Here is a 13,743-nt window from a genome sequence, read left to right as displayed (position 1 = left end):
CCGTAAGGTGCCCGGCCCGCGGCGTGGTCAAACCGTCGCCTGAGGGTCCGTCGGCAGCCCGGCCGGATACAGTCGCCAACGGCGGCGGTGACGGCGAGGCGAGGAGGGTCGGGCGGTGCACCTGAAGAGTCTGACGCTGCGCGGCTTCAAGTCCTTCGCCTCGGCCACCACCCTGCGTTTCGAACCCGGCATCACCTGCGTGGTCGGGCCCAACGGCTCCGGCAAGTCCAACGTGGTGGACGCGCTGTCCTGGGTGATGGGCGAGCAGGGCGCCAAGTCGCTGCGCGGCGGCAAGATGGAGGACGTGATCTTCGCGGGCACCAGCGGGCGCGCCCCGCTCGGCCGCGCCGAGGTCAGCCTCACCATCGACAACACCGACGGCGCGCTGCCCATCGACTACTCCGAGGTCACCATCACGCGGACCATGTTCCGCAACGGCGGCAGCGAGTACGCGATCAACGGCACGGTCTGCCGGCTGCTCGACATCCAGGAGCTGCTCTCCGACTCCGGCATCGGCCGCGAGATGCACGTGATCGTCGGCCAGGGCCAGCTCGACTCCGTGCTGCACGCCGACCCGATGGGGCGGCGGGCCTTCATCGAGGAGGCGGCCGGCGTCCTCAAGCACCGCAAGCGCAAGGAGAAGGCGCTGCGGAAGCTCGACGCGATGCAGGGCAACCTCAACCGGGTGCAGGACCTGGTCGCCGAACTGCGCCGCCAGCTCGGGCCGTTGGGACGGCAGGCGAAGATCGCCCGCCGGGCCGCCGGGATCCAGGCGGAACTGCGCGACGCCCGGCTGCGGCTGCTCGCCGACGACCTGCTGACGCTGCGCCGGGCCGTCGAGGCCGAGGTCGCCGACGAACTCGCCCTGAAGCTGCGCCGCACCACCGTCGAGCAGGAGCTCGCCGCGGCGATCCAGCGCGAGGCGGTGCTGGAGGCCCAGGTCGAGCAGCTCGGGCCGGCCCTGGAGGCGGCCCGGCAGACCTGGTACCGGCTCTCCTCGCTGGCCGAGCGCACCCGCGGCACCATCGGACTGGCCGAAGCCCGGATCCGCGCCGCCGCCACCGCCGGGCAACTGGAGGAACGGCGCGGCCGCGACCCCGAGGAGCTGGAGCGGGAGGCCGAACGCGTCCGCGAGGAGGAGGCCGCGCTCGAGGAGGCCCTGGAGCAGGCCCGGTACGCGCTGGCCGAGGCCGTCGAGGAACGCGCCGAACTCGAACGGGAGCTGGCCGCCGAGGAGCTGCGGCTGAAGGCCGCCGCCCGGGCGATCGCCGACCGGCGCGAGGGACTCGCCCGGTTGCAGGGCCAGGCCGCCGCTGCCCGCTCCCGGGCCGGCGCCGCCGAAGCCGAGATCGAACGGCTCGTCGCCGCCCGCGACGAAGCCGTGCTGCGGGCCGAAGCCGCCCAGGCCGAGTACGAGCAGCTGCGCGAGCGGAGCGAGGAGTCGGCGGCGGGCGACGAGGAGCTGGACGCCCGGGTGGAACAGGCCCGGGCCGCGCTGCGGGACGCCGAACGGGCGGTGTCCGCGGAGCGCGAGGCGCTCGCCGCGGCGGAGAAGGAACGCGCCGCGCTGACCGCCCGGCACGACACCCTGGCCCTCGGGCTGCGCCGCAAGGACGGCAGCGGCCGGCTGCTCGGCGAGCCCGGCGTACTCGGCACCGCCGCCGAACTGCTGGTGGTGGAGGCCGGGTTCGAGCTGGCGGTGGCCGCCGGGCTGGGCGCCGCCGCGGAGGCCGTGGCGGTGCGCGGGCCCGAGGTCGCCGTCGAGGCGCTGGCACGGCTGCGGGCCGAGGACGCCGGACGGGCGGTGCTGCTGATCGCCGACGGTGCGGCGGACCTCGCCGTGGTCGGCGGGTTGCCCGAAGGCGCGCGCTGGGCCGCGCAGTTGGTGAGCGGCCCGGAGTCGGTGGCGGCCGCGGCGCGGTGGCTGCTGCGCACCGCCGCGGTGGTCGAGGACCTGGCCGCCGCCGGGGGGCTGCTCGCCGCGCTGCCCGACTGGACGGCCGTCACCCGCGACGGCGACCTGCTGTCGGCGGCGGTCGCCCAGGGCGGCTCGGCCGGAGCGCCCAGCCTGCTGGAGACCCAGGCGGCGGTCGCCGAAGCCGCCCGGGGGATCGAGGAACTCGACCGGCGCTGCGCCGAGTCGGCCGAGCGGCTGGCCGAGCGCGCCGAGCAGCGCCGGGAACTCGTCACCGAGGTCGAGCAGTTGACGGTCCTTCGGCGTCAGGGCGAGAAGCAGCGGGCCGAACTCGCCGGGGCACTGGGCCGATTGGGCGGCGCTGCCCGGGCCGCCGCGGGCGAGGCCGAGCGGATGGCGAGCGCCGCCGCCAAGGCCGAGAGCGGACTCGGCGACGCCCGGGCCGCCGCCGAGGAGCTGGCCGAACGGCTCGCCGCCGCCGAGGAGTCGGCCGAGTCCGGCGAGGACGAACCCGACCCCGCCGAGCGGGACCGGCTGGCCACCGCCTCCTCCGCCGCCCGGCAGGGCGAGATGGAGTCCCGGCTCGCGGTCCGCACCGACGAGGAGCGGGTCCGCTCGCTGTCCGGCCGCGCCGACCAGCTCGACCGCGCTGCCCGCGCCGAGCGCGAGGCCCGCGCCCGCGCCGCCGAGCGCCGGGCCCGCGCCCGCCGGGAGTCCGCCGTGGCCACCGCCGTCGCCGCCGGGGCCCGCCAACTGCTCGGCCGGATCGAGGAGTCGCTCGCCGCCGCCGAGACCGAACGCGCCGCCGTCGAAGCCGACCGCAGCGGCCGGGAGACCGAGCTGCGGCAGTTCCGCGAACACGGCCGCGAACTCAAGGCCGAACTCGACCGGCTGGTCGACGCCGGGCACCGCGACGAGGTGCTGCGCGCGGAGAAGCGGCTGCGGATCGAGCAACTGGAGTCCAAGGCCCTCGACGAGTTCGGCATCGAGGGCGGCGAGCTGCTGAACGGCTACGGCCCCGACCAGCCCGTCCCCGCGCCGCCGCCCGAGGACGGGCAGGAACCCGGCGAGCCGCGGCCGTACGTCCGCGCCGAGGTGGAGAAGCGGCTCAAGGCCGCCGAGCGCGCGTACCAGCAGCTGGGCAAGGTCAACCCGCTGGCGCTGGAGGAGTTCGCCGCGCTGGAGGAACGGCACAAGTTCCTCGGCGAGCAGCTCGACGACCTGCGCCGGAGCCGGCGTGACCTGATGGACATCGTCCGCGACGTCGACACCCGGGTCGAGCAGCTGTTCACCGCCGCGTACCACGACACCGCCGCGCAGTTCGAAGGCGTCTTCTCCCGGCTCTTCCCCGGCGGCGAGGGCCGGCTGATCCTCACCGACCCGGAGAACATGCTCACCACCGGCGTCGAGGTCGAGGCCCGGCCGCCCGGCAAGAAGGTCAAGCGACTCTCGCTGCTGTCCGGCGGTGAGCGCTCGCTCACCGCGGTGGCCATGCTGGTGTCGATCTTCAAGGCCCGGCCCAGCCCGTTCTACGTCATGGACGAGGTCGAGGCGGCGCTCGACGAAACCAATCTGCGGCGACTGATCGCGATCATGGAGGAGCTCCGGGAGAGCTCCCAGCTGATCGTGATCACCCATCAGAAACTCACCATGGAATCCGCCGACGCGCTGTACGGCGTGACCATGAAGGGCGACGGCATCTCGCAGGTGATCAGCCAGCGGCTGCGGATGCCGGAGAAAGCCGGGAAGAAGCAACAGTCGGAGTCGTCGGAGCCGGGGGACGGCGTAGGCGCTAAGTGATACTGGACGGGTTATGGAATACGTGATCCTTGCCGTAGTCATCGCGGTGGTCGCCGTCGGCGCGATCGCCGGGCTCGTCGTTTCCGGCAGACGACGCAAAGAGCTGAGCAAACCGACCGCGCAGCCGACCATCACCGCGCCTGCGCCCGCGCCGAAGCCTGAGGCGGAACCGAAGGCCGAGGCGGAGCCGGGGGCCGGGGCTGCTGCGGCTACGGCTCCGGAGGCCCGGGCCCAGGCCCAGGCTGCGGAGGCCGAGGCTGTGGCGCCCGAGGCGCCGGCCGAGGAGGTGCGGATCGAGGAGGCGGAGGCCGCCCCCGCGATCGAGGTGCCCGAGCCGACCGCGGGCCGGCTGGTGCGGCTGCGCTCCCGGCTGTCGCGTTCGCAGTCGACGCTCGGCAAGGGCCTGCTCACGCTGCTCTCCCGGGACCGGCTCGACGAGGACACCTGGGAGGAGGTCGAGGACACCCTGCTCACAGCGGACGTCGGTGTCGCGGCCACCCAGGAGCTGGTCGAGAACCTGCGCACCCGGGTGAAGGTGCTCGGCACCCGCACCCCCGACGAACTGCGCGCGCTGCTGCGCGAGGAGCTGGTCAACCTGATCGGCCCCGAGATGGACCGCACGGTCCGCTCGGTCAAGCACGAGGAAGGCCCGGCGGTCGTCCTGGTCGTGGGCGTGAACGGCGTGGGCAAGACCACCACGACCGGCAAGCTCGCGCGCGTGCTGGTCGCCGACGGGCGCAGGGTGGTGCTCGGCGCGGCCGACACCTTCCGGGCCGCCGCCGCCGACCAGCTGCAGACCTGGGGCGAGCGGGTCGGTGCGCACACCGTCCGCGGCCCCGAGGGCGGCGACCCCGCGTCGGTCGCCTTCGACGCGGTCAAGGAGGGCATCGCCGAGGGCGTCGACACCGTCCTGGTCGACACCGCCGGGCGACTGCACACCAAGACCGGCCTGATGGACGAACTCGGCAAGGTCAAGCGGGTGGTCGAGAAGCACGGGCCGGTGGACGAGGTGCTGCTGGTCCTCGACGCGACCACCGGACAGAACGGGCTGGTCCAGGCCCGGGTGTTCGCGGAGGTCGTGGACATCACCGGCATCGTGCTCACCAAGCTGGACGGCACCGCGAAGGGCGGCATCGTGATCTCGGTCCAGCGGGAGCTGGGCGTTCCGGTGAAGCTGATCGGACTCGGCGAGGGCGCGGACGACCTGGCGCCGTTCGAGCCGGGGGCGTTCGTGGACGCGTTGCTCGGCTGAGAGCTGGTGCGAGATCGGCCCGTGGAGGGGAGTTCCCTCTGCGGGCCGATCTCGCTGTGGGGGAGTGGTTGCTCGCGCAGTTCCCCGCGCCCCTGGCGTTGCGCGTCCTGGCGGTGCGCGGCCGGTGCTAGCTGGCGAATTCGGCGGTGCGGTGGTGGCGGGTGCGGTGGCAGGCGTAGGCGAGGGTGCCGAGGAGGAGACGGGCCTCGGGCGGGGCCTCGTGGGTGGGGCGGCGCAGCCATCGCATCGGGCCGAGGGCCGCGAGGGGGGTGGGCGGGGCGGCGAGGTAGGAGCCGAGGCCGTGGCAGGTGAGGTCGAGCGAGGCGTCGTCCCAGCCCATCCGGTAGAGCAGGTCGGGGAGCCGCTCGGCGGTGCCGGGGGCGACGAAGAAGAGCAGCCGGCCGGCGGGGGAGGCGAGCACCGGGCCGACCTGGGTGCCCATCCGTTCGAGGCGTACCAACGCCTGCAGGCCGGGCTGGGCCGGGACGTCGAGGACGTCGAACTGGTGGCCGGTGGGGAGCAGCAGCGGGGCGTCGGCCGGACAGTCGGCGGCGAGGTCCGCGGCGGTGGCGCCGGGCGGGATCGCGGGGCCGACGCCCAGGTGCAGGTTGGGCGCGGCGCAGCGCGGAACGCCGCAGTCGCAGCCGGTCTCGGTGTGCGCGGGCGGGCTGCCGGCGGCGAGGGTCCAGCCCCAGCGCCCGGAGTACTCGGCGGCGGCCTGGAGCGCGGTGGGCCGGGTGCGGCGGCGGGCGCCGAGGGGTGCGAGCCGCAGGGTGCCGAACAGCTTGTCCATGCCTCCCCCAACAGGTTCAGCTTGCCGGTGGTTACGGGATGGTGACGGACCGTCGACACTTGGGCGTGTGGCGCGGGGCGCGGTGGCGGCGCGCGCGGACCGGCGCACACCGATCCGGGTGGCGCTGGCGAGCAGGCGCCTTGCACCGGTGCGTCGGATGCCGGATCGTCGTTGCCGCAACGCGTGCCTCCTCCGGGTCCTGGCATGTGCCGGGGTCATGCGGGGTGATTCCCAGTGAAGCGCGCATCGTCGTCCGGTAGTTCACTCGTGGGGGTGGCGAAAGGTGGCGTTTCTCCGGCGTTGCTCCCCCGGATGGCGGAGGGCCGCTACGTTCGGCATACGGAACGCAGCGGACCGGTCACGCGGTCGGCGGTTGGACGAGATCGAGTCAGGCGAGCGGGGCCCCGGGGTCGGGGCGGGATGGGGACGGACCCATGGGTGAGAAGCAGCCGAACGAGAAGCTGGGCTCCTGGTTCGCGCGCAGCGGTTGGTCGAAGGGTGAGCTGGCGCGCCAGGTGAACCGCCGGGCACGGCAGATGGGTGCGCACCACGTCTCCACCGACACCTCCCGGGTGCGCCGCTGGCTGGACGGCGAGCAGCCGCGCGAGCCGATCCCGAAGATCATGTCGGAGCTGTTCTCGGAGCGCTTCGGCTCGGTGGTCTCGATCGAGGACCTGGGCCTGCGCGCCGCCATCCCGGTGACCACCGTGGGCAGCGGGGTCGACCTGCCGTGGAGCGCGCCGCAGACGGTGCAGCTGATCAGCGAGTACTCGCGCAGCGACCTGATGCTCAACCGCCGTGGATTCCTGGGCACTTCGCTGGCGCTGACGGCCGGTGCGGCGCTGATCGAGCCGATGCAGCGGTGGCTGACGCCCGGTCCGAGCGGCGCGCCCACGCCGATCCTGGCGGCGGCCAACGGCGGGGAGCGGTTCTCCGGCCGGCTCTCCGAGCCGGAGCTGCAACTGCTGGAGCAGACCACCGAGATGTTCCGCCAGTGGGACGCGCAGAACGGTGGCGGGCTGCGCCGCAAGGCGGTCGTCGGCCAACTCCACGAGGTCACCGACCTGTTGCAGGAGACCTACCCCGAGGCGACCACCAAGCGGCTGTTCCGGATCACTGCCGAACTCGCCCACCTGGCCGGCTTCATGTCGTACGACGTGGGCATGCACCCGAGCGCGCAGAAGTACTACGTCCTGGCGCTGCACGCCGCCAAGGAGGCCGGGGACCGGCCGTTCGGCGCGCTGATCCTGACCGACATGAGCCGGCAGATGATCCACCTCAACCGCGGCGAGGACGCGCTGGAGCTGATCCACCTGGCGCAGTACGGCAGCCGGGACACCGCGACCGCGCGCCAGCAGGCGCTGCTGTTCGCGATGGAGGCCCGGGCGTACGCCACCATCGGCGAGGTCAACCGGTGCGCCCGCGCGGTCCGGCTGGCGGAGGACACCTTCAGCGACATCCACTCCGGCGAGGACACGCCGCCGTGGCTGCGGTTCTTCTCGACCGCCGAGCTGAACGCGGAGAACGCGCACTCGTACCGCGACCTGGCGTACACCTCCAGCCGCGGCAACGCGATGGCCAAGCAGGCGGAGCCGCTGATGACCAAGGCGGTCGACCTGTTCAAGCAGGACCCGGACCACGTCCGCACCTACGCCTTCAACCTGGTCGGCATGGCCTCGGTGCGCCTGCTGCAGAACGAGCCGGAGGACGCGGCGAAGTACTGCGAGGAGGCGGTGGACATCGCCAAGAAGGTGCGCTCGGAGCGGCTGAACACCCGCGTGCGCAAGACCTCCGAGGCGGCCACCCGGGACCACCGCGGCGTCCCCGGCGTGGACCGGCTCGCCGAGCGGGTGGTGCACGACATCCCGGAGTTCGTCTCGGTCGTCTGACCCGACCGGAGGGGCGCGCAGACGTATAACACGCCGTGTCCAGTACGCGTCACCTGCCGTGGTTCACGCGCCCGTAACGGGCGCGTCAACCACGTCACTGCGGCGAAACACCGAGCCGCATCGGCCGAAACCCACCTTCGGCACTCTCCTCTCATCGCCGACACGCCGGGATGGCACGGGACAGGTGTCCCGGCGTGGAGCGGCCTTCATTCGAGGAGACGCCGATGCCGGACGGCTTCAGCGCGGGCGATACCGCCTTCGTATTCATCAGTGCGGCCCTGGTCATGTTGATGACCCCGGGCCTGGCCTTCTTCTACGGAGGCATGGTCAGGGTCAAGAGCACCCTCAACATGCTCGTGATGAGCTTCATCTCGCTGGCGATCGTCAGCGTGCTCTGGGTGCTCTACGGGTACTCGCTGGCCTTCGGCACGGACGCGGGCGCCGGTCTGATCGGCAACCTCGACCACGTGGGCATGCGCGACATCGGGATGAACAGCCTGACCGGAACCATCCCGGTCACCGCGTTCGCCGCCTTCCAGCTGATGTTCGCGATCATCACCCCGGCGCTGATCAGCGGCGCCATCGCGGACCGTGCCAAGTTCGCCGCCTGGAGCCTGTTCGTGGCGCTCTGGGTGACCGTCGTCTACTTCCCGGTCGCGCACTGGGTGTTCTTCTTCGACGGCGGCAACGGCGGCTGGCTGGGCGACCGCAACGGCGTGATCGACTTCGCCGGCGGTACCGCGGTGCACATCAACGCCGGTGCGGCGGGCCTGGCCCTGGCGCTGGTGCTGGGCAAGCGGATCGGCTTCAAGAAGGACCCGATGCGTCCGCACAGCCTGCCGCTGGTGATGCTCGGCTCCGGCCTGCTGTGGTTCGGCTGGTTCGGCTTCAACGCCGGCTCGGCGCTGGCCGCCAACGGCGTGGCGGGCATGGCCTTCATGAACACCCAGGTGGCCACCGCCGCCGCGGTGCTCGGCTGGCTGGCCTACGAGAAGATCCGGCACGGCGCGTTCACCACCCTCGGCGCCGCCTCCGGCGCGGTGGCCGGCCTGGTCGCCATCACCCCGGCCTGTGGCTCGGTGTCGATGCTCGGCGCGCTCGCCATCGGCGTCATCGCGGGTGCCGCCTGCGCCGCCGCGATCAGCCTGAAGTACCGCTTCGGCTTCGACGACTCGCTCGACGTGGTCGGCGTCCACCTGGTCGGCGGCATCATCGGCTCGCTGCTGATCGGCCTGTTCGCCACCGGCCACGTCGGCCAGACCGCGTCCGGCCTGTTCTACGGCGGCGGCTTCACCCAGCTGGGCAAGCAGACCCTCGGTGTGGTCGTGGTCCTGGTCTACTCCTTCGTCGTCTCCTGGGTGCTGGGCTTCGGGATCCAGAAGACCATCGGCTTCCGGGTCTCCGAGGACGTCGAGGTGGCCGGCATCGACCAGGCCGAGCACGCCGAGTCCGCCTACGACTTCACCGCGGTCGGCGCCAGCATCGCCCGCGCCGTGGCGGCCCACCCCACCGCTCCCGCCAGCACCCAGAAGACCGAGGTCGACGCCTGATGAAGCTCATCACCGCCGTCATCAAGCCGCACCGACTGGACGAGGTCAAGGAGGCCCTGCAGGCCTTCGGCGTGCACGGTCTGACCGTCACCGAGGCCAGCGGCTACGGCCGGCAGCGCGGCCACACCGAGGTCTACCGCGGCGCCGAGTACACCGTCGACCTGGTGCCGAAGGTCCGGATCGAGATACTGGCCGAGGACGAGGACGCCGAGCAGTTGATCGACGTAGTGGTCAAGGCCGCCCGCACCGGCAAGATCGGTGACGGCAAGGTCTGGTCCGTCCCGGTCGAGACCGCGGTACGCGTCCGCACCGGCGAGCGCGGACCCGACGCCCTCTAAGCCCTACGATTCCCACACACTCCCTGGCGGACCTGCCCACGCGGCAGGTCCGCCGGAGGCGTATCGGCACCAGCACGCACCGGGAGCAGATGTGAGCAGCACCGACACCGAGTACGGCTACCCGGCCGAGCGGGCCCGGCTGCTGGCCGACGGCGCGCGCACCGGCCCGGAGCGGCGGGCCGCACTCTCCGCGCTCACCGACGGCTGGCTGGCCGGCCTCTACCGGGCGGCGGGCGCACCGGCGCGCACCGCGCTGGTCGCGGTCGGCGGCTACGGCCGCGGCGAGCTCTCCCCGCGCAGCGACCTCGACGTGGTGCTGCTGCACGAGGGCCCGCTCGACGGCGCCCTGGCCGAACGGATCTGGTACCCGGTGTGGGACGGCGGGATCTCCCTCGACCACGCGGTGCGCACCCCCGCCGAGGCGCGCGCGGTCGCCGCCGAGGACCTCAAGGCGCAACTCGGCCTGCTGGACGCCCGCCACCTGGCCGGCGACCCGCAGCTCACCGCCGACCTGCGCTCCGCCGTGCTCGGCGACTGGCGTGCCACCGCGCCGACCCGCCTCCCCGAGCTGCACGCCCTGGGCCAGTCCCGGGCCGAGCGGCACGGCGAGCTGTCCTTCCTGCTGGAGCCCGACCTCAAGGAGGCCCGCGGCGGCCTGCGCGACGTGGTGGCGCTCAACGCGGTGGCCGCCACCTGGCTCGCCGACGCCCCCCGGGACGGGCTGGGCGCCGCCGCCCGCACCCTCGCGGACGTCCGCGACGCGCTGCACCTGGTCACCGGCCGGGCCACCGAGCGGCTCAGCCTGCAGGACCAGGACCAGGTCGCCGAACGGCTCGGCGTGCTCGACGCCGACACCCTGCTGCGGCAGGTCTACCAGGCCGCCCGCACCATCGCGTACGCCTCCGACGTGACCTGGCGCTCGGTCGAGCGGGTGCTCGCCGAGCGCGGCCGCAAGATCCGGCGCACCACCCGCTTCGGGTTCCCGTTCAACGGCAGCCGGCGGGCCCAGGTGGGCCCTGGCCTGCCGGAGCGCACCCCGCTCGCCGAGGGCGTGGTCGAGCAGGACGGCGAGGCGGTGCTCGCCATGGGCGCCAGGCCCGCCACCGACCCGGTGCTGCCGCTGCGCGCCGCCGCCGCGGCCGCGCAGGCCGGGCTGACCGTCTCGTACGCCACGGTGCGCCGGCTGGCCGCGGAGACCAAGCCGCTGCCGGTGCCCTGGCCGGACGAGGCCCGCGAGCAGCTGGTCACCCTGCTCGGCGCGGGCGAGGCCTGCCTGCCGGTGTGGGAGGCGCTGGAGGCGGAGGGGCTGATCAGCCGGCTGCTCCCGGACTGGGAGCGGGTGCGCTGCCGCCCGCAGCGCAACGCGGTGCACCGCTGGACCGTCGACCGGCACCTGATCGAGACCGCGGTGAAGGCCGCCGCGATGACCCGCCGCACCGCCCGCCCCGACCTGCTGCTGGTCGCCGCGCTGCTGCACGACATCGGCAAGGGCTGGCCCGGGGACCACTCCGAGGCGGGCGAGGTGATCGTCCGCGACGTGGCCGCCCGGATGGGCTTCGACCGGCAGGACATCGACACGCTCGCCCTGCTGGTCCGCCACCACCTGACCCTGGTGGACACCGCGACCCGCCGCGACCCGGACGACCCGGCCACTGCCGACCTGATCGCCAAGACCGTCGGCACCCAGACCCACCTGGAGCTGCTGCACGCCCTCACCGAGGCCGACGCCACCGCCACCGGCCCCGCCGCGTGGTCGAGTTGGCGGGCCCAGCTGGTCGCCCAGCTGGTCGCCCGCACCGCGGCCCTGCTGGCCGGCGACGCCGTGCTGCCGGACGACGCCGCCGACTCGACCGCCGACCCGACGGCCGACCAGGAACGCCTCGCCGTGGAGGCCGCCCGCACCGGCGCGCCCGCGCTGGCGCTGACCGCGCACGCCGAGCCCGCCGAGGGCTCCGGCACCGAGCCGATGGGCGTGGAGCTCACCCTCGCCATCCCCGACCGCCCCGGCCTGCTCGGCACGGTGGCCGGCGTGCTGGCCGTGCACCGGCTCGCCGTCCGCAAGGCCGGGCTGCGCGAACTCGACCCGATCGGCGCCGGCCCGGTCCTGCTGCTCTCCTGGATCGTCGCCGCCGAGTACGGCGACCTGCCGGAGGCCGCGCGGCTGCGCGCCGATCTGCGGCGCGCCCTGGACGGTTCGCTGGACGTGGCGAAGAAGCTGGCCGAACGCGACGCCGCCGCGCCGCGCCGGCGCGGCATCAGCACCCCGCCGCCGGTGGTCACCGTCGCCCCCGGCGCGGCCTCGCAGAGCGCCACCGTGCTGGAGGTCCGCGCGCACGACGCCCCCGGCCTGCTGCACCGGATCGGCCGTGCCCTGGACGCCGCCGGGGTCCGGGTCCGCACCGCGCACGTCTCCACCCTGGGCGCCGAGGCGGTGGACGCGTTCTACGTCACCGACAGCGAGGGGAGGCCGCTGGAACCCGCCCGCGCCACCGAGGTCGCCCGCACCGTGCAGAGCGCTCTCGGAGGCTGAACCCACAGGGCCGCAACCGTCCGCCGGACGGGCGGATACCCTTGGGGACGACGACAGTACCCGTACCGATGCCGCAAGGGACCCGCGACCGACGTGTTCGACACTCTTTCCGACCGCCTCGCAGCGACGTTCAAGAACCTCCGGGGCAAGGGCCGCCTCAGTGAGGCGGACATCGACGCCACCATGCGCGAGATCCGGATCGCCCTGCTGGAAGCGGATGTCGCGCTCCCCGTGGTCCGGGCCTTCATCAAGCAGATCAAGGACCGGGCGCTCGGCTCCGAGGTCTCGGGCGCGCTGAACCCCGCCCAGCAGATCATCAAGATCGTCAACGAGGAGCTCATCGGCATCCTCGGCGGCGAGACCCGCCGCCTCCGGTACGCCAAGACCGGCCCGACGGTGATCATGCTGGCCGGCCTCCAGGGCGCCGGCAAGACCACGCTGGCCGGAAAGCTCGGCCACTGGCTGAAGAAGCAGAAGCACACCCCGCTGCTGGTCGCCTGCGACCTCCAGCGCCCCAACGCGGTCAACCAGCTGCAGGTGGTCGCCGAGCGCGCGGGCGTCGCCTTCTACGGCCCGCAGCCCGGCAACGGCGTCGGCGACCCGGTGCAGGTCGCCCGTGACTCGATCGAGTACGCGAAGCAGAAGCAGTACGACGTCGTGATCGTCGACACCGCCGGCCGCCTCGGCATCGACGCCGAGCTGATGCAGCAGGCCGCCGACATCCGGACCGCCGTCGACCCGGACGAGGTCCTGTTCGTGGTCGACGCCATGGTCGGCCAGGACGCGGTCACCACCGCCCAGGCCTTCCTCGAGGGCGTCGACTTCACCGGCGTGGTGCTCTCCAAGCTGGACGGCGACGCCCGCGGCGGCGCGGCCCTCTCGGTCGCCCACGTGACCGGCCGCCAGATCATGTTCGCCTCCAACGGCGAGAAGGTCGACGACTTCGACGCCTTCCACCCCGACCGGATGGCCTCGCGCATCCTCGGCATGGGCGACGTCCTCTCGCTGATCGAGAAGGCCGAGCAGACCTTCTCGCAGGCCGAGGCCGAGAAGATGGCCGCCAAGCTGCAGGGCGGCGGGAAGGACTTCACGCTCGACGACTTCCTGTCGCAGCTGGAGCAGGTCCAGAAGATGGGCTCGATCTCCAAGCTGCTGGGCATGCTCCCGGGCATGGGCCAGATCCGGGACCAGATCAACAACATCGACGACAAGGACGTCAACCGGGTCGGCGCGATCATCAAGTCGATGACGCCGGCGGAGCGCACCGACCCGAAGATGATCAACGGCTCGCGCCGGCTGCGCATCGCCAAGGGTTCGGGCGTCCAGGTCGGCGAGGTCTCCAGCCTGGTCGAGCGGTTCTTCGAGGCCCGCAAGATGATGACCGCGATGGCCTCCGGCAAGGGCATCCCCGGGATGCCCGGCATCCCCGGCATGGGTGGCGGCGGCAAGCGCTCCGGCAAGAAGGCCCCGGTCGCCAAGGGCAAGCGCAAGAGCGGCAACCCGCTCAAGCGGGCCCAGGAGGAGGCGGCCGCCGCCGAGCGCAAGGCCCTCGGCCCGGGCCAGGCCGGCGCCCCCGGCGGCGCGTTCGGCCTCCAGCCGGGCCAGGGCCCGGCGGACTTCGAACTCCCCAAGGAGTTCAAGGACCTGCTGTAGCGGAGCCGGGGGCCCGCATTGTC

Annotated in this window: 8 protein-coding genes; 7 read left to right on the top strand and 1 reads right to left on the bottom strand. The window is 73.4% G+C overall.

Translation table 11 applies throughout. The features are described 5' to 3' along the window. Positions 1 to 115 precede the first annotated feature (115 nt). Entirely contained in the window at positions 116 to 3,715 is a 3,600-nt protein-coding gene (smc, locus tag AB0K51_RS05445; protein ID WP_363450790.1) for a chromosome segregation protein SMC, read from the top strand. A gap of 13 nt (positions 3,716 to 3,728) precedes the next feature. Then, positions 3,729 to 4,967 carry a signal recognition particle-docking protein FtsY gene (gene ftsY / locus AB0K51_RS05440; RefSeq protein WP_363450788.1) on the top strand — a complete coding sequence of 413 codons (1,239 nt, stop codon included), beginning with the start codon at positions 3,729 to 3,731 and terminating at the stop codon, positions 4,965 to 4,967. 127 nt (positions 4,968 to 5,094) lie between these two features. Here the strand turns inward: ftsY and AB0K51_RS05435 are convergent, their stop codons facing one another. Next, a complete protein-coding gene (locus tag AB0K51_RS05435; protein WP_363450786.1) occupies positions 5,095 to 5,760 on the bottom strand; it encodes a DNA primase in 666 nt (221 codons plus the stop codon). A gap of 434 nt (positions 5,761 to 6,194) precedes the next feature. On the opposite strand from AB0K51_RS05435, the gene AB0K51_RS05430 reads away from it, so the two are divergent. The 5 genes from AB0K51_RS05430 (at position 6,195) to ffh (ending at position 13,720) form a co-directional block, all read left to right on the top strand. Further along, entirely contained in the window at positions 6,195 to 7,649 is a 1,455-nt protein-coding gene (locus AB0K51_RS05430) for a hypothetical protein (protein WP_363450784.1), read from the top strand. A 224-nt stretch (positions 7,650 to 7,873) separates the two neighbouring features. Further along, positions 7,874 to 9,199, top strand: coding sequence for an ammonium transporter (locus tag AB0K51_RS05425; protein WP_363451031.1), 1,326 nt, complete (start codon positions 7,874 to 7,876; stop codon positions 9,197 to 9,199). Next, positions 9,199 to 9,537, top strand: coding sequence for a P-II family nitrogen regulator (locus tag AB0K51_RS05420; protein WP_363450782.1), 339 nt, complete (start codon positions 9,199 to 9,201; stop codon positions 9,535 to 9,537). Before AB0K51_RS05425 ends, AB0K51_RS05420 begins: the two co-directional genes overlap by 1 nt. Positions 9,538 to 9,628: 91 nt before the next feature. Continuing rightward, the gene (locus AB0K51_RS05415; RefSeq protein WP_363450780.1) at positions 9,629 to 12,067 is read left to right on the top strand and encodes a [protein-PII] uridylyltransferase; all 2,439 of its coding nucleotides are present in this window, start codon (positions 9,629 to 9,631) and stop codon (positions 12,065 to 12,067) included. Positions 12,068 to 12,160: 93 nt separating this feature from the next. Further along, positions 12,161 to 13,720, top strand: coding sequence for a signal recognition particle protein (ffh, locus tag AB0K51_RS05410; protein ID WP_363450778.1), 1,560 nt, complete (start codon positions 12,161 to 12,163; stop codon positions 13,718 to 13,720). Positions 13,721 to 13,743: the final 23 nt, after the last annotated feature.

The sequence above is a fragment of the Kitasatospora sp. NPDC049285 genome (genome assembly GCF_040678815.1).
In the GTDB taxonomy this organism is placed as follows: Bacteria; Actinomycetota; Actinomycetes; order Streptomycetales; family Streptomycetaceae; genus Kitasatospora.
This window is presented reverse-complemented; position numbering and strand designations above follow the sequence as displayed.